Annotated in this window: 15 protein-coding genes; 9 read left to right on the top strand and 6 right to left on the bottom strand. The window is 63.3% G+C overall.

The window, feature by feature from the left end:
* Positions 1–235: 235 nt before the first annotated feature.
* The 3 genes from NCT32_RS20100 to pqqA form a co-directional block, all read right to left on the bottom strand.
* A complete protein-coding gene (locus NCT32_RS20100) occupies positions 236–937 on the bottom strand; it encodes a (5-formylfuran-3-yl)methyl phosphate synthase (RefSeq protein WP_061121896.1) in 702 nt (233 codons plus the stop codon).
* A 36-nt stretch (positions 938–973) separates the two neighbouring features.
* A complete protein-coding gene (locus NCT32_RS20095; RefSeq protein WP_061121895.1) occupies positions 974–1,540 on the bottom strand; it encodes a DUF447 domain-containing protein in 567 nt (188 codons plus the stop codon).
* 80 nt (positions 1,541–1,620) lie between these two features.
* The gene (pqqA, locus tag NCT32_RS20090) at positions 1,621–1,695 is read right to left on the bottom strand and encodes a pyrroloquinoline quinone precursor peptide PqqA (protein ID WP_008354335.1); all 75 of its coding nucleotides are present in this window, start codon (positions 1,693–1,695) and stop codon (positions 1,621–1,623) included.
* A 390-nt stretch (positions 1,696–2,085) separates the two neighbouring features.
* On the opposite strand from pqqA, the gene NCT32_RS20085 reads away from it, so the two are divergent.
* From NCT32_RS20085 to NCT32_RS20050, 8 genes are all read left to right on the top strand, one after another.
* Positions 2,086–3,576, top strand: a complete 1,491-nt coding sequence (locus NCT32_RS20085) for a form I ribulose bisphosphate carboxylase large subunit (protein ID WP_061121894.1) — start codon at positions 2,086–2,088, stop codon at positions 3,574–3,576.
* Between the two features lie 72 nt (positions 3,577–3,648).
* A complete protein-coding gene (locus NCT32_RS20080) occupies positions 3,649–4,065 on the top strand; it encodes a ribulose bisphosphate carboxylase small subunit (RefSeq protein ID WP_061121893.1) in 417 nt (138 codons plus the stop codon).
* Positions 4,066–4,080: 15 nt separating this feature from the next.
* On the top strand, positions 4,081–4,995 hold the full coding sequence (gene cbbX / locus NCT32_RS20075) for a CbbX protein (RefSeq protein WP_061121892.1): 915 nt from the start codon (positions 4,081–4,083) through the stop codon (positions 4,993–4,995).
* An 18-nt stretch (positions 4,996–5,013) separates the two neighbouring features.
* Positions 5,014–6,108, top strand: a complete 1,095-nt coding sequence (locus NCT32_RS20070; RefSeq protein ID WP_061121891.1) for a class 1 fructose-bisphosphatase — start codon at positions 5,014–5,016, stop codon at positions 6,106–6,108.
* 50 nt (positions 6,109–6,158) lie between these two features.
* On the top strand, positions 6,159–7,031 hold the full coding sequence (locus NCT32_RS20065; protein ID WP_061121890.1) for a phosphoribulokinase: 873 nt from the start codon (positions 6,159–6,161) through the stop codon (positions 7,029–7,031).
* 36 nt (positions 7,032–7,067) lie between these two features.
* A complete protein-coding gene (tkt, locus tag NCT32_RS20060; RefSeq protein WP_250477516.1) occupies positions 7,068–9,110 on the top strand; it encodes a transketolase in 2,043 nt (680 codons plus the stop codon).
* 30 nt (positions 9,111–9,140) lie between these two features.
* Positions 9,141–10,178, top strand: coding sequence for a class II fructose-bisphosphate aldolase (fba, locus tag NCT32_RS20055; protein ID WP_061121888.1), 1,038 nt, complete (start codon positions 9,141–9,143; stop codon positions 10,176–10,178).
* 38 nt (positions 10,179–10,216) lie between these two features.
* Entirely contained in the window at positions 10,217–10,765 is a 549-nt protein-coding gene (locus NCT32_RS20050) for a thioredoxin family protein (protein WP_250490495.1), read from the top strand.
* Here NCT32_RS20050 and NCT32_RS20045 read toward each other — a convergent pair.
* Genes NCT32_RS20045 through NCT32_RS20035 form a run of 3 tightly spaced genes read right to left on the bottom strand, consistent with a single transcriptional unit; the run spans position 10,762 to position 14,824 of the window.
* On the bottom strand, positions 10,762–12,162 hold the full coding sequence (locus tag NCT32_RS20045) for a DUF6513 domain-containing protein (protein ID WP_250490494.1): 1,401 nt from the start codon (positions 12,160–12,162) through the stop codon (positions 10,762–10,764). The genes NCT32_RS20050 and NCT32_RS20045 overlap by 4 nt on opposite strands.
* A complete protein-coding gene (locus NCT32_RS20040) occupies positions 12,141–12,740 on the bottom strand; it encodes a flavoprotein (RefSeq protein ID WP_061121885.1) in 600 nt (199 codons plus the stop codon). Before NCT32_RS20040 ends, NCT32_RS20045 begins: the two co-directional genes overlap by 22 nt.
* Entirely contained in the window at positions 12,737–14,824 is a 2,088-nt protein-coding gene (locus tag NCT32_RS20035; protein ID WP_061121884.1) for a sigma-54-dependent Fis family transcriptional regulator, read from the bottom strand. The genes NCT32_RS20040 and NCT32_RS20035 overlap by 4 nt, the downstream gene beginning before the upstream one ends.
* Before the next feature lie 355 nt (positions 14,825–15,179).
* Between NCT32_RS20035 and NCT32_RS20030 the strand changes: the two genes are divergently transcribed.
* A complete protein-coding gene (locus NCT32_RS20030; RefSeq protein WP_061121883.1) occupies positions 15,180–15,677 on the top strand; it encodes a dihydroneopterin aldolase in 498 nt (165 codons plus the stop codon).
* Positions 15,678–15,790: the final 113 nt, after the last annotated feature.

Genomic DNA, 15,790 nt, shown 5'->3' with positions numbered 1-15,790 from the left:
CAAACTGCGTGTGACCGCGGGCGTGTGGAGCTGCTTTCTTTGGTTACTTTCTTTGCAGCAGCAAAGAAAGTGACTGCCGCCCCGCACAGGGGCAGTGCTAATAGACCAAAAAGAAAACGGGATCCGGCGAAAGCCGTTCTTTGTAGCAGCAAAGAAAGTGACTGCCGCCCCGCACAGGGGCAGTGCTAATAAATCAATGCCAATACGCGATCCGGCGAAAGCCTGAACCTCCCGACTAAAGCCCAATGCCACCCCCCCCATGCAATGCCCGAACCCACTTCTCCACCCGCTTGGGATCAAGCCTCCCCCGCCGCCCGCCAAGCTCATCACACAACGCCCCCCGAAACCCTGCGATATCCGGCGAAAGCAAAAGAATCCTCTCGAGATCGCCCCAGCCCAGCGACCCGGCGACTGCAATCATCGTCCCGCGAGCCCGCGCATCGGCGATACACGAAGCAAGCACCCCCGCATCGACGCAATCGAACAACGTGCGCCCGTTCTTGCTCGCCGTGTCGAACACGATGCCGACAAACCCTAGTTGCGCCGCAAGCATAGCCAGCTCGCGATCGACGCCATCGTCAGAAAGAAACACCGGCACCACCGCCGCCGGCAAGCTCGCCAGATGCCGCAGGCACGCCGAAGCTCCCGCGCCCGGCGTCACGCCGACCTTCACATAATCGACACCCGTCGCCGCGACGTCGAGCACGCGCGCGGTCATCTCGCCGAGCGCATCATTGGGCAAGTCGCCGATGGTCGCGCTGATCGGCCGCACCGCATAGCGCGCACGCAATACCTTCACGATATGCGCAATATCGCCGATCGCGACCCCGCCCAGCGCGCCCGCGCCCGGTTCCTTCAGGTCGATCAGTTCGGCCCCCGCGTCCGCGGCATCGAATGCTTCGTCGGCCGAGCGGACGCTCGCGAGCAGTGCGGTCATCGTCAAAACTCCGGTGGAAATGCCACGAAAGACGCTTCAGGTAAGCGCCCTGGCGCGATGCGCCTCGATTGCCTGCAAGAGCCATTGCCATGCTTCGCGCTCGGCGTCGCCCGCGGTCTTGTCGATTGCGATCTTCAGATACGCAATCTCGCTGTCCACCTTCTCCGGCGGCAGCATGAACAGACGGCTCACGAGAATCGCGCCTTCGACGACAGCGCCCTGCGCACGATTGAAGCCCGCAAACGGCGCATGTGTCGCGCGATGCACGCATTCCATACGCAGCGTGGGACGTGTTTCGTCGTCGAGAAGTTCAGCGAGACGCAACTCGGTATGCGCGAGCGTCGATGCGAGCCGCACGCTCGGCACCCTGTCCGCGGCGACCGTGGGCCAATCGCGCGCGTAGCCCGTCACGCAGCCCGCGAACACGCGCACGTCCGTCGTGAAGTTGATGACGGCGCTCTTCGTCGCGAGCACGTTGTCGAGCGTCGTGGACGGGCGGAACGGCGCGAGTACCGCGAAACCATCCTCGAAGCGCACGCCCATCGGCGCGATGTGCGGCCGGCCATCGCGATCCGCGGTCGTGACGATGGTCTCGTAGATCATGATGGTCGGCGAAAGTATTCGTAGCCGCACGAAGTAGCCGCGATTGCTTCGATGCGGCTTCGTGCGGGTTTGATCCGCGTTCAGCGGGTGGCGATATACATCGTGATTTCAAAACCAAAACGCATATCGGTGAAGCTGGGGGTAGTCCATTGCATGCGCGTTCCTCCATATGAGTCGGGTTGATGCCTCGGTTACCGCTTCAATGATTTGCCGATGCGGACGAATCCGCCCAGGCGGCCGGGAGGGGGCCGGCGTTTCGACGATGCAAGCGTCATGCCAATCGCATGAAGCGGATGCCGAAGAACGCGGCCGGTTCATCATGCGCGCCGACTGTGACGAAATCAGAACAAAGTGTCCCATTCGTGCAGCCATAAACGCATCAGGGCTAATCCCGACTAAGGCATCGCTTATGGTCCGGCAAGTTATTCGTGAATTCCTTTCCTCGCGGCCAGTGCGTAGTCTGCAATCACAGCGGCACACAAGCGCGACGGTCGCTTGGGACATCGGGGCGCACGTCACTCTCATCTCACTGTCGAGGAAACGGAATGAACGACTTCAGCAAGGCCGCCGTCGAGGCGGCGCGCAATCCGTCCGATCCGCGCTCGCGCTATGCGGCCGGTGTCATGAAGTATCGCGAGATGGGCTACTGGCAGCCCGATTACACGCCGAAGGATACGGACGTGATCGCGCTCTTTCGCATCACGCCGCAAGCCGGCGTCGAGCCGGAGGAAGCGGCCGCGGCCGTGGCGGGCGAGTCGTCGACGGCGACATGGACCGTGGTGTGGACCGATCGCCTCACCGCGTGCGACATGTATCGCGCGAAGGCGTATCGCGTCGAGCCGGTGCCGAACGCGCGCGCCGACGAGCCGCAATACTTCGCGTACATCGCCTATGAACTCGATCTGTTCGAGGAAGGATCGGTGGCGAACCTGACGGCGTCCATCATCGGCAATGTGTTCGGCTTCAAACCGCTGAAGGCGCTGCGTCTCGAGGACATGCGCATTCCGGTTGCCTATCTGAAGACGTTCCAGGGTCCGCCAACGGGCATCATCGTCGAGCGTGAGCGGCTCGACAAATACGGACGGCCGCTGCTCGGCGCGACTGTCAAGCCGAAGCTCGGCTTGTCGGGCAAGAACTACGGACGTGTCGTGTATGAAGGACTGAAAGGCGGTCTCGACTTCCTGAAGGATGACGAAAACATCAACTCGCAGGCCTTCATGCACTGGCGCGACCGCTATCTCTTCTCGATGGAAGCGGTGAACCGCGCGCAAGCCGAAACGGGTGAAGTGAAGGGCCACTACCTCAACGTGACGGCCGGCACGATGGAAGACATGTACGAGCGCGCCGAATTCGCGAAGGAATTGGGCTCGTGCATCGTGATGATCGATCTGGTGATCGGATGGACCGCGATTCAGTCGATGTCGAAATGGGCGCGTCGCAACGACATGATCCTGCATCTGCATCGCGCGGGACATGGCACGTACACGCGGCAGCGCAATCACGGCATCTCGTTTCGCGTGATCGCGAAGTGGCTGCGCATGGCCGGTGTGGATCACGCGCATGCGGGCACGGCGGTAGGCAAGCTGGAAGGCGATCCGTTGTCGGTGCAGGGCTATTACAACGTGTGCCGCGAGGCGCGCAACGAGCCGGATCTGTCGCGCGGCATTTTCTTCGATCAACCGTGGGCGGGGTTGCGCAAGGTGATGCCGGTGGCATCGGGCGGGATTCACGCCGGACAGATGCATCAACTGCTCGATCTCTTCGGCGATGACTGCATTCTGCAATTCGGCGGCGGCACGATCGGGCATCCGCAAGGTATTCAGGCCGGTGCGACGGCCAATCGTGTCGCGCTCGAAGCGATGGTGAAAGCGCGGAATGAAGGGCGCGATATTGCTAATGAAGGGCCGGATATTCTGGAAGCCGCCGCGCGTTCGTGTACGCCGCTCAAGCAGGCGCTCGATACCTGGCGCGATGTCACCTTCAACTACGCATCGACGGATACGCCGGATTTTGCTGTTACGGCTACGGCGGTGTAGGGGTTTTTTCGCCGGATCCCGGACCGACACGAAAGCATGATTTCACGAAGAAACCATACTAAGGATATCGAAATGAACATCACCCAAGGGACGTTCTCCTTCTTGCCCCCGCTCACCGACGAAGAAATCTCCAAACAAATAAACTACGCCCTGGACCAGGGCTGGTCATGCTCAGTGGAGTTCACCGATGACCCGCATCCACGGAACACGTATTGGGAAATGTGGGCCCTGCCGATGTTCGATCTCCACGACGCCGCCGGCGTGCTGATGGAAGTGAACGAATGCCGCAAGACGTATCCGCATCACTACATCAAGGTGAACGCATTCGACTCGGTGCGCGGCTTCGAAACGATGCGCTTATCGTTCATCGTGAACCGCCCACCACAGGAACGAGGCTTCCGCCTCGAACGTCAGGACGACAGAAGCCGCGTGCAGCGCTACGCGATCCGCACCTACGCAACCGATCGCCCGAGCGGCGAGCGCTATTGATGAGGAGGATCGATCATGAGCGCCGAAGCCACGCTCGAAGAAGCGCCTCTTCAAACCTCAGCCGATCTGATGGCGCTCTATCGCGAATCGCGCATCGGCGAAGTGCTGGCGGAGCTGGACCGGGACCTCATCGGTCTCGCCCCAGTCAAGACGCGTATCCGCGAGATCGCCGCGCATCTGCTCGTGGAGCGCGCCCGCAAGACGCTCGGCATCACGTCGGGTGCGCCCACGCTGCACATGTGCTTCTCGGGCAATCCCGGCACCGGAAAAACCACCGTTGCGCTGCGCATGGCGCAGGTTCTGCATCGGCTCGGCTATATCCGGCGCAATCATCTCGTTTCGGTGACGCGGGACGATCTGGTCGGTCAGTACATCGGGCATACCGCGCCCAAAACGCGCGAAGTGCTCAAGCGTGCGATGGGCGGCGTGCTCTTCATCGACGAGGCCTATTACCTGTATCGCCCGGAGAACGAGCGCGATTACGGACAGGAAGCCATTGAGATCCTGCTGCAGATCATGGAGAACCAGCGCGACGATCTTGTCGTGATTCTCGCGGGTTATGCGTCGCGCATGGAGACGTTCTTTCACAGCAATCCGGGCTTCCGCTCGCGCATCGCGCATCACCTCGTGTTTCCGGACTATGCGCCCGACGAGCTGCTGCAGATCGCCGAGCACATGCTGACCGACATGCATTACCGCTTCGACGAAGACGCGCGCCGCGCCTTCGAAGCATATCTCGCGCACCGCATCAGGCAGCCGAACTTCGCCAATGCGCGCTCGGTGCGCAATGCGCTGGATCGCGCGCGTTTGCGTCAGGCGAATCGTCTGTTCGCCGCAGCCGAAACGGGCAACGGCATCGCCGATGCCGATGCGCTGATGCGACTCGATGCCAGCGATATCCGCGCGAGCCGTGTGTTCACCGATTCATAACGCAGAAAGGAGAGCGCGATGCAGGATGGACGCACGACCTTATCGAAGTTCCTGATCGACACGCTGGACCGCAAGCCCGGTGCGGAAGCCGCGAGCGGTCTGTCCGCACTTCTGATCGACGTGGCCGCATCGATCAAGACGATCGCGGCCGCATTGACGCGCGGCGCGCTGGGCGGACAGCACGGCTCGGCGCAATCGATCAACACGCATGGCGAGGAGCAGAAGAAGCTCGACCTCGTGACCAACGATATCTTCCTGCAACATTGCGAGTGGGACGGCTTGCTCGCGGGCATGGTGTCGGAAGAGATGGAGCGCGTCTATGCGATTCCGGAGCCGTATCCGCGCGGCGAGTATCTGCTTGCGTTCGATCCGCTCGATGGCTCGTCGAACATCGATATCAACGGCGTGGTCGGCTCGATCTTCTCCGTGCTGAGACGCGCGGGCGATGAAAGCGACGCACCGGACGATGCGTCGTTCCTGCGCCCGGGACGCGAACAGGTCGCGGCGGGTTATGCGATCTACGGCCCTTCGACCATGCTCGTGCTCTCCGTCGGCAACGGCACGCACGGTTTCACCCTGGAACGCGATGTCGGCAATTTCGTGCTCACGCATTCCGATATCCGCATCCCCGAAGATTCATGCGAGTTCGCGATCAACGCATCGAACGAGCGCTTCTGGGAGCCGCCCGTGCGCCGCTACGTGCAGGAATGCAAGGACGGCCGCACCGGTTGCCGCGCGCAGGACTTCAACATGCGATGGATCGCGTCGATGGTCGCGGAAGTGCATCGCATCCTCATGCGCGGCGGCGTGTTCATGTATCCGCGCGACTTCAAGACGCCCGAGATGGAAGGACGCCTGCGCCTGCTCTATGAAGCGAGCCCGATGAGCTTCATCGTCGAGCAGGCGGGCGGGCTGTCGATCACGGGACGCGAGCGCATTCTCGATGTCGAACCGAAGGCGCTGCATCAACGCGTGCCGGTGATACTCGGCTCGCGCAATGAAGTCGACCGCATTCAGCGCTATCACGGCGAATACGATCGCGGCGAGGACAAGCCGTTCACGTCGCCGTTGTTCAAGGAACGCTCGTTGTTCCTCCCCGAAACGCAAGCGTGAATCGACATCTGAAACTGCGCTCATTACATCTATAGCAGGGAGGCAAGCGCATGTCAGTCAAGCATCCGATCGTCGCGGTGACGGGCTCTAGCGGCGCCGGCACCACCACCGTCATGAAGAGCTTCACGCATATCTTCAGGCGCGAGAAAATCAATGCGCAGATCGTCGAAGGCGATGCGTTTCATCGATACGATCGTCTTGGCATGCGCGAGGCGATGAAGCAGAGCGAGCGCGACGGCCTCGTCAATTTCAGCCACTTCGGGCCGGAAGCCAATCTGCTCGAAGAACTCGAGAGCCTGTTCCATACCTACGGCGAAACGGGCGGCGGCCAGTATCGCCATTACGTGCACGATGAAGGCGAAGCCGCGCATTACAGGCAAGATGCGGGCACCTTCACGCCGTGGGAGGACATCACGCCCGGCACCGACTTGATGTTCTACGAGGGCCTGCACGGCGGCGCCGTCACGGGGAAAGTCGATATCGCGCGTCATGCGGATCTGCTCGTCGGCGTCGTGCCGATCATCAATCTCGAATGGATTCAGAAGCTGCATCGCGATCAGACGATGCGCGGTTATTCGCATGAAGCCGTCGTCGATACGATCCTGCGGCGCATGCCCGATTACGTGAACTACATCTGTCCGCAGTTCTCGCGCACGCATGTGAATTTTCAGCGCGTGCCGACCGTGGATACGTCGAACCCGTTCACCGCGCGGGAGATTCCGCAGCCTGACGAAAGCTTCGTCGTGATCCGCTTCGCGAAGCCGAAGGGCATCGACTTTCCCTATCTGCTGACGATGCTGCACGACTCGTTCATGTCGCGGCCGAATGTGATCGTCGTGCCCGGCGGCAAGATGGGTCTCGCGATGCAGCTCATCTTCACGCCGATGATCCTGCAACTGCGCGACCGGCGCGCGCGTGCATAGAAAGGTTTCTCATCATCGTATGTAAGGAGGCATCTCATGAATGCCGTCGCTGAGGCTTTGCCCGGACTTCATCGCTCACCCGATACGCGACAGATGGCGAACGCGTTGCGCATGCTCGCCGTCGACGCCGTGAGCCAGGCGAAGTCCGGTCATCCCGGCATGCCGATGGGCATGGCGGAGATCGCGGTCGCGCTCTGGGCGCGTCATCTGAAGCACAATCCCGCCGATCCGGATTGGTCGGATCGCGACCGCTTCGTGCTGTCGAACGGTCACGGGTCGATGCTCCTCTATGCACTGTTGCATCTGAGCGGCTATGACTTGTCCATCGACGAGATAAAACGCTTTCGTCAGATGGGCAGCAAGACGCCGGGGCATCCGGAAGTGGGCGTGACGCCCGGCGTCGAAACGACGACCGGGCCGCTCGGTCAGGGCCTGACCAATGCGGTCGGCATGGCGCTCGCCGAGGCCTTGCTCGCGCGTGAATTCAATCGGCCGGGGCACGAGATCGTCGATCACCGCACGTATGTCTTTGCGGGCGATGGCTGCATGATGGAGGGCGTGTCGCATGAAGCGGCGTCGCTCGCGGGTACGCTGCGGCTCGGCAAGCTCACCGTGCTCTACGACGACAACGGCATTTCGATCGACGGCCACGTCGACGGCTGGTTCACCGACGATACGCCGAAACGTTTCGAATCGTACGGCTGGCACGTCGTGCGTGCGGTCGATGGCCACGATGTCGAGGACGTGTCCCGTGCGTTGCAGGAAGCGCGCGAGTCGGACCGCCCAACCTTGATCTGCTGCAAGACGGTGATCGGCCTGGGTGCGCCCAACATGGCCGGTACGCACGACGTGCACGGCGCGCCGCTTCCCGCCGACGAAGTCGAAGCCACGCGCCGCGCGCTCGACTGGACGCATGCGCCGTTCGAGATTCCATCGTCGATTCGCGCGCTGTGGGATGCGCGCGAGGCGGGCGCGGCGGCGCAGGAGAACTGGAATCGCCGCATGCAGGCGTATCGTCGCGTGTTTCCGGCCGAGGCCGCCGAGTTCGAGCGCCGGGTGCGTGGCGCGCTGCCGGCGAACTGGCGCGACATGGCGCATGCGCTCGTGCGCGACGCGGATCGCGCGCGGCAGACGATCGCGACGCGCAAGGCGTCGCAACTCGCCATCGAAGGCCTTGCGCGCGTGTTGCCCGAACTGCTCGGCGGCTCGGCTGACCTGACCGGATCGAATCTCACACGCTGGAAAGATGCGGTCGATGTGAGCGCATTGCCGGAAAAAGGCAATTACATCCACTTCGGCGTGCGCGAGTTCGGCATGAGCGCGGTGCTCAACGGCGTCGCGCTGCATCGCGGCTATCTGCCGTTCGGCGGAACGTTCCTCACGTTTTCCGACTACTCGCGCAACGCGCTGCGCATGGCCGCGCTCATGAAAACGCGCACGGTGTTCGTCTTCACGCACGATTCCATCGGCCTCGGTGAAGACGGTCCGACACATCAGCCGATCGAGCACGCCGCGAGCTTGCGCATGATTCCGGGCCTCGACGTATGGCGTCCGTGCGATAGCGTCGAGACGATGCAGGCATGGGTGAGCGCGGTCGAGCGCGACCGGCCTTCGTGCCTGCTGCTGTCACGCCAGAGCCTGCCTTTCGTGCCGCGCGATGAAGCGCAGATCGACGGCATCGAGCGGGGCGGCTACGTGCTCCTCGACTGGCCGTCGACATGCGAACGCGATGCGCGCCGCGTCGTGCTGATCGCGACCGGCTCGGAAGTGGCCCTCGCGCTCGCGGCCGTCGAGCCGCTGAAGGACGAGGGCATTCTGGCGCGCGTCGTGTCGATGCCGTCGACCACCGTGTTCGATCGCCAGTGCAACGTGTGGCGCGAACGCGTGCTGCCCGAAGGCGTGCCGCGTGTCGCGATCGAGGCGGGCGTCACGGCGTTCTGGCGGCAGTACGTCGGGTTGAATGGCGGCGTAATAGGCATCGATCGTTTCGGCGAATCCGCGCCCGCGAGCGCGTTGTTCGAGCACTTCGGCGTCACGAAGGCGGCGCTCGTCGATGAAGCGCGCCGCGTGGCGGCCTGAATTTTTCATACCCTGCATGGAGATGACACGATGGCCTTCATCGCATTGAGGCAGTTGCTGGATCACGCGGCCGAACACGCATATGGCGTGCCGGCGTTCAACGTCAACAACATGGAGCAGGTGCACGCGATCATGCAGGCGGCCGAGGCGACGAAGAGCCCGGTCATCCTGCAGGCGTCGGCGGGCGCGCGCAAGTACGCGGGCGAGCCGTATCTGCGGCATCTGGTGCTCGCGGCTGTCGAGGCGCATCCGGATATCCCCGTCGTCCTGCATCAGGATCACGGCGCGAGCCCGTCCGTTTGCCAGCAGGCGATACGGTCGGGCTTCACGTCCGTGATGATGGACGGCTCGCTCATGCCCGATCAGAAAACGCCCGCTGAATATGAGTACAACGTGGGGGTGAGCCGGCGCGTCGTGGAGGCGGCGCATTCCGTGGGCGTCTCGGTCGAAGGTGAGCTGGGTTGTCTCGGCTCGCTGGAGACGGGGCGCGCGGGCGAAGAGGACGGCGTCGGCGCCGAGGGTGCGCTGAGTCACGACCGGTTGCTGACCGATCCCGACGAGGCGCGCGCGTTCGTCGAGGCGACGGGCATCGACGCGCTCGCGATCGCCATCGGCACATCGCACGGCGCGTACAAGTTCAGCCGACAGCCGACGGGCGATATCCTCGCGATCGATCGCATCGCCGAGATTCACGCACGGATTCCGGACACGCATCTCGTGATGCACGGCTCGTCGTCGGTGCCGCAGGAATGGCTTGCGATCATTCGCGAGCACGGCGGCGAGATTCCGGCGACGTTCGGCGTGCCGGTCGAGGAAATCCGGCGCGGCATCGCAAACGGCGTGCGGAAAGTGAACATCGACACGGATATCCGCCTCGCGATGACGGGCGCGATGCGCCGGGCGATGGCGTCGGCGAAATCGGAGTTCGATCCGCGGCATGCGTTGAAGGCGGCGACCGCGGCCGCGCGGGACTTGTGTATCGAGCGTTTCGAGGCGTTCGGGTGCGCGGGGCATGCGGATCGCATCAGGCCGATGGCGCTCGAGGCGATGGCGAAGCGGTATCACTGACGTTACGATCACCGGCCCCGCCCATTGCGAGCTATCTCATGCCAACAGAATCCCCGACAGCGGAACTCGGCGCGACCGCAGGCGAATTCGCGCTTCCCGCGACAGACGGCCGGACCTATACGCTCGGCTCGCTGAAAGGCGCGAACGGTCTCGTCGTCGTGTTCATGTGTAATCACTGTCCCTACGTGAAAGCCGCGATGCCGAATCTGATCCGCGATGCACGCGCGCTGAAGGAAATCGGCATCAATGTGGCGGGCATCAATTCGAACGACGCCACCGTCTACACCGACGATGCGTTCGATCGCATGGTCGCGCTCACGAAAGAATGGAACCTGCCGTTTCCGTACTTGCACGATGAAACGCAGGAGATCGCGCGCGCCTACGGTGCGGTCTGCACGCCGGAATGCTTCGGTTTCGATGCCGGTCTGCGCCTGCGATATCGCGGCCGGATCGACGCATCGCGCAAGGAAGCCTTGCCCGATGCGCGGCGCGATCTCTACGAAGCAATGCGCGCAATGGCGCAGAACGGTGACGCCCCCGGCGTGCAATATCCCGCGCTCGGGTGCTCGATCAAATGGAAGCCCTAGCTTTTTTTCCTGGTGCTGCCAGGCGCATGCCACGCCGTCAGATCCTCGTCGGGCCGATCGACTTCGCATCCCCAGTCGAGCGGCTGATCCTGATCGAATCGCTTGCCTAGCTGCCACGCGATCTCCGCGCGCGCGAGCTGCACGCCGAGATAGAACGCATGGCCGCCATCGGTCTCGACTCTAAGCTCGGGATAGAGCGCGAACGGATCGACGGCGACGTGATGACCGTCGCGGTTATAGACATGAATGCCTTCCGCCGACACCTGCACGCGGAAATTCGGATCGCGTATCGCGGCGGCGAGCGTGGCGATCTCTTCGGCGTTGTAAGGAAACGGCCGCTTCGCATGCAACGCCGACAAATCGGCGGAAATGCCCTTGGGCAGCGTCTGCGTTTGGCGCGCGGCATGCATCACGCGTCGTGCGACATCGGCTTCGCGAACGGCACGCCGCGCATGAAGGCTCACCGACGTCGTCAGCACGGCCGCGATGCGCAATTCCGCCGCCATGCCGAACAGCACCGCATTGATGCCGCTCGTATCCGCCTCGGTCAGCTCGGTCACGTTGCCGACGCCCATCATGATCGGCACATCGGGATAGCGCTCGCGCAACGACACGTAACGCGCGATGGACGCCGCGAGCCCGAACGGAATCGGATCGAGAATCGGATCGGCGAGAAAAGGGCGGCCGCGCTTCGTCAGCGCTTCGATGGCGGCATCGAGCGAGGCGCCATCGGCGGGTTCGCGCGGCACGAGGATCGGCGTCGAGGCGATTTCATCCGCGATCCATAGTGTGTCGGCGTTGAGGCTCATCACATAGTCCGCGCCCGCGCGTCCGCCGCGCACGAGTTCTTCATCGCGCATCGAATCGACGCTCACGCGAAAGCCCTGCTCCTTCAGCATCGTGACCGCATCTTCGAGATGCGGAAACGCCGTCTCCGGCAGGCAGCCGACATCGATTACATCGGCGCCCTGGCTTTTGTACTCGCGCGCGCGCGCCGCGATGCCATCGAGATCGAGACGCGGCGCATCGACGATTTCCGCGAAGATCTCCGTCTCGTAGCGCGACAAGTCCACATGCCGCGCCTCGCGCCCGAAAAACTGCGGCAAGTCCTTCACTTCCTCGGGACCGCGCTCGACCCGCACGCCGTAATGCGCGCTGAGGGCGTCGAGATCGCCGCGGCATCGCCCGGGCACGATCATGCGGCTCGTGCCTTCGCTCAACGGCGTCTCGACGCGCCGGCGGATCATGTCGGCGGTCATCAGGCCCGCGACCTGAAGACCGATCTCGCGAACTTCCCACGTGAAGGGCGATCCGGCGGCAGCGGGCGCGATGCTTTCGAGTACCTGATGCAGGCTCAACTGCGCGAGCCGCCCCGTCAGGAAGACGATGTGTTCCATGCGAGCTTCAGGTCCGACAGGCGTTGATCGAGCGCGGCTTCGAGATCGTCGAGCGAGCAGGCCACGGTGGTATGCGCGAAGCGCGCGAGCCGCTCGACGTTCTCGAACTCGATCGCGCGCGGCCTCACTTCGACCCATTCATGCGGGGTCTGCGTGATGACGCTCGGCGCGGTATCGCATGCGAACACGATGCCCGGCACACATTGCTTGCCGGCTTGCGCATAGAGATTGGTGGGCAAGGTATCGGAGATGCCGTACGCGCATTTGGCGACGGTATTGCTCGTCGCGGGCGCGATCACGACCGTGTGATACTCGCCGTTGTAGATCATGCCGACGGGCACGCTGCTCGCGCTGTTGTCGCGAAACACCTTGAAGTGCTCGCGCAGCTTGGCGACGGTCCAGCCATAGAGCGGCAGCACTTCCTCGCCGGCGGCGGAAAGAAACAGATCGACACCGGGCAGGCGCCGCGCGAGCGCGATCGACTCTTCGAGCATATGCCCCGAGCCGGTCACGCACCACGCGAAGCGCGCGTCGGGCTTGAACTCGTCGAGCCGGCGGGCAGGCGTGGGTTGCGTCATGCGTCGGATGCTGGGTTGTCGGATGCGGGCGTGTCGTGCGACAGGCGAATATGCAGGCGATGCATCTTCCGATACAGCGTGTTGCGGCTGATGCCGAGCACTTTCGCGACATTGCTCACGTTCCAGCGATGCTCGTCGAGCAATTGGAGCACGGTCTCCCGCTCTTTCACCTGGATCGCGTTGAGCGCCGATGTATCGGCATCCTCGGCCAGATGCGCGAGCGGCGCACCCGCCGGCACGCCCGGCGCGCGCGGAGCCGTCTGCGCGCTCGCACCCGGGCTCGCACCGTTCACGATCTCGGCCGGCAGATGCGCGCAGCGGATCTCGGAGCCGTCGCAGAGGGCGATCGCCATTTGCAGCACGTGACGCAACTGGCGGATGTTGCCCGGCCACGGATACGACAGCAGCGCCTGCCGTGCTTCGGCGGAGAGCGCGGGCGGATCGTCGGATTCGGTTTCGAGAATATGCGCGATGAGCGCGAGTGCATCGGCGCGTTCGCGCAGCGGCGGCAGATTGATCTCGATTCCGTTCAGCCGGTAATACAGGTCCTCGCGGAACATGCCCGTCTGCACGAGTTCGACAAGATTGCGGTGGCTCGCGCTGATCAACTGAAAGTCCACCTTCACGATGGTTTCCGCGCCGAGCGGCGTGACCTCGTGCTCTTCGAGCACGCGCAGCAGGCGCGCCTGCAACGTGAGCGGCATATCGCCGATTTCATCGAGAAAGAGCGTGCCGCCGTTCGCCTGCACGATCTTGCCGCGCCGTCCCTCGCGCTGCGCGCCGGTGAACGCACCCGCGCGATAGCCGAACAATTCGCTTTCGATGAGATTCTCCGGCAGCGATGCGCAATTCACGGCGACGAACGCGCCGCCGCCGTTCGGACTGATGCTGTGCAGCGCGTTGGCGAACACTTCCTTGCCGGTGCCCGTCTGGCCGCGCAGGATGATCGGGATCTTGCGCTGGATCACGCGCGCGGCGAGCTGGATTTGCGAGGCCATGCGCGGGTCGCCGAATTCCAGATGCGCGAGCTTGTCGAGACGGCCTGCGCTGGCCGTCTCGCGCGCGTCTTTCTTCGGCGCTTTCGCGCGCGCGCCGGGGGCGGACAGATCGCGCGATCCGGGATCGTTCATCAGGATGCGCGTCGCGCCGCTGGCGCCTTCGCGCGGCGTCTGCGCGGTGAGGAAGAAGCGGCTGTTCGCCTTCGCGCTATAGACCGTCACTGGGTGGAACGAGCCGCGGATGCTGCGCGCGATCATGTCTTCGAGCGATGCATTGAACGCTTCCTCGATGCGCTTGCCGCACAGTTCTCCGGGCGAGCGCAGGTCCAGCTGGAAGAGCGCGCTGCGGCTCGCTGCGAGCACGACGCCGTCGTCGCTGACGGCGAGCTTGCCCGCGTGCAGCGTGCCGACGAACTCCGGACGGCTGTGGAAGTGGATCATGTTCGCGTGCCGGTAGCGCGCATCGATCAGACGATTTTCGATCATCTGCCGCGACATGCCGACGAGCACGAGGGAATGCTGTTGCAAGAGCTTGGAGCGGCTCGTCACATCGAGCACGCCGACGACCGTGCCGCGCTCGTCGAAGATCGGCGCGGCCGAGCAGGTGAGCGACGTATAGCGCGGATAGAAGTGTTCGTGCTGGCATACGGCGATGCAATCGCGCTCGATGAGGCATGTGCCCATGCCGTTGGTGCCTGCTTCCCGCTCGCTCCACAGCGCGCCGACGCGCAGGCCATCGGCGGCGACGGCTTCGCCGAACGGCACCGACGACACCTGATGCACGATGACGCCGTCCGCATCGACGAGCACGACGGCGAGTTCCGGATCGGCGAGTTGTTGATACAACGTCGTCATTTCCAGCTTCGAGCACGCGATGAGATCGCTTGCGGCGTCACGGCGATCGTTGAGTTCGTGCTGCGTGAGCACGGGCGGCATGATGAAGCGGCCCGGATCGAGCCTGAATTCCGTGAGGCACCGCAGCCACGATTGCGCGACCGAATCGCTGGCGCGACGCGCGGCCAGCGGATTATTGACGATGTTCAGTACTTCCCGGACATGCGTGTCTACGTCAGCAAGCGACGACATGGGGGCAAGTCTCCGTTGCGCCGCATTCCGGTGCGCGCGTTGTGCGCGGCCGTCCGGCGCCGAATCTGTTGTGTTTTGCGCTGGCGCTCTGGCTTTCCTTGCCTGTTCCGATTTCGCGGATATATCCGCTCGCAGGCGCGCCTCGTGGCCGGGCAGTCGCGATGGGTCGGGCGCTGTCTGCGACCTGATCCGGCCCGGTTCTCAAAAACTGTACATCCTTAGACGCATAGGTTCAATAAGTAGTCGCATAGAGTAGGGCTAACTTGCCCGGTTTTTGCTTGCACTTTACGGATGACTTTGGCGATGGGCGCCGGGTTTTCCACATCAAAGGGCCGCGTTGCGCGGCAACAAGCATATGGGCCGATTCGAACCGATTCGCGAAGCTGTGTATGTTGCGCCGCAACCTGCTTCCTCGGATGCGCGCGCTGGTGCGATGGACATCGTGTATATCGAGGGTCTGACAGGGCAGACGGTGATCGGCATCGACAAGAGCGAACTGCATGATCCGCAGACCGTGCGGCTGAGTCTTGCGATCGGCGTGCCTTCGATTCGTGCTTGCACGACTGATCGGATCGAGGACACAGTGAATTATGCGGCGGTGCGGGAGGCGATTCATGGTCTGCTCGCTACGCATGGTTTGCAATTGCTTGAAGCGCTGGCGGAGCGCATCGCGCAGCTCGTCATCGCGGATTTCGGGGCGCATTGGGTTCGGGTCGTGCTTGCCAAGCCTGCGAAGTTCGATGATGTTGATGCCGTCGGTGTTGTGATCGAGCGGCGGCGGGTGGTTGAGGATCGGGGTGGGGGGGGGCCGATTAGCCTTGCCTGGATTGGGAGGGGGTATGTGGCGGGGTGAGTTTTTCTTCGCTTTCGCCCGATCCCGTTTTGTCTGTGGTTTATTAGCGTTGCCCCTATGCGGGGCGGCAGTCACTTTCTTTGCTGCTGCAAAGAAAGTGACCAAAGAAAGCA

Origin of the sequence: Caballeronia sp. INML2, assembly GCF_023631365.1 — a bacterium.
Lineage (GTDB): Bacteria > Pseudomonadota > Gammaproteobacteria > Burkholderiales > Burkholderiaceae > Caballeronia > Caballeronia turbans.
The sequence above is the reverse complement of the archived record's forward strand: the minus strand, read 5'-3'. Positions and strand labels throughout refer to the sequence as shown.

Coding starts and splice junctions, on each gene's coding strand:
- NCT32_RS20045 (WP_250490494.1), bottom strand. CDS start 12,162: ATGGAACACATCGTCTTCCTGACGGGGCGGCTCGCGCAGTTGAGCCTG.
- NCT32_RS20035 (WP_061121884.1), bottom strand. CDS start 14,824: ATGTCGTCGCTTGCTGACGTAGACACGCATGTCCGGGAAGTACTGAAC.
- NCT32_RS20050 (WP_250490495.1), top strand. CDS start 10,217: ATGCCAACAGAATCCCCGACAGCGGAACTCGGCGCGACCGCAGGCGAA.
- NCT32_RS20100 (WP_061121896.1), bottom strand. CDS start 937: ATGACCGCACTGCTCGCGAGCGTCCGCTCGGCCGACGAAGCATTCGAT.
- tkt (WP_250477516.1), top strand. CDS start 7,068: ATGAATGCCGTCGCTGAGGCTTTGCCCGGACTTCATCGCTCACCCGAT.
- NCT32_RS20070 (WP_061121891.1), top strand. CDS start 5,014: ATGCAGGATGGACGCACGACCTTATCGAAGTTCCTGATCGACACGCTG.
- NCT32_RS20080 (WP_061121893.1), top strand. CDS start 3,649: ATGAACATCACCCAAGGGACGTTCTCCTTCTTGCCCCCGCTCACCGAC.
- fba (WP_061121888.1), top strand. CDS start 9,141: ATGGCCTTCATCGCATTGAGGCAGTTGCTGGATCACGCGGCCGAACAC.
- NCT32_RS20040 (WP_061121885.1), bottom strand. CDS start 12,740: ATGACGCAACCCACGCCTGCCCGCCGGCTCGACGAGTTCAAGCCCGAC.
- NCT32_RS20095 (WP_061121895.1), bottom strand. CDS start 1,540: ATGATCTACGAGACCATCGTCACGACCGCGGATCGCGATGGCCGGCCG.
- NCT32_RS20085 (WP_061121894.1), top strand. CDS start 2,086: ATGAACGACTTCAGCAAGGCCGCCGTCGAGGCGGCGCGCAATCCGTCC.
- NCT32_RS20030 (WP_061121883.1), top strand. CDS start 15,180: ATGGGCCGATTCGAACCGATTCGCGAAGCTGTGTATGTTGCGCCGCAA.
- cbbX (WP_061121892.1), top strand. CDS start 4,081: ATGAGCGCCGAAGCCACGCTCGAAGAAGCGCCTCTTCAAACCTCAGCC.
- NCT32_RS20065 (WP_061121890.1), top strand. CDS start 6,159: ATGTCAGTCAAGCATCCGATCGTCGCGGTGACGGGCTCTAGCGGCGCC.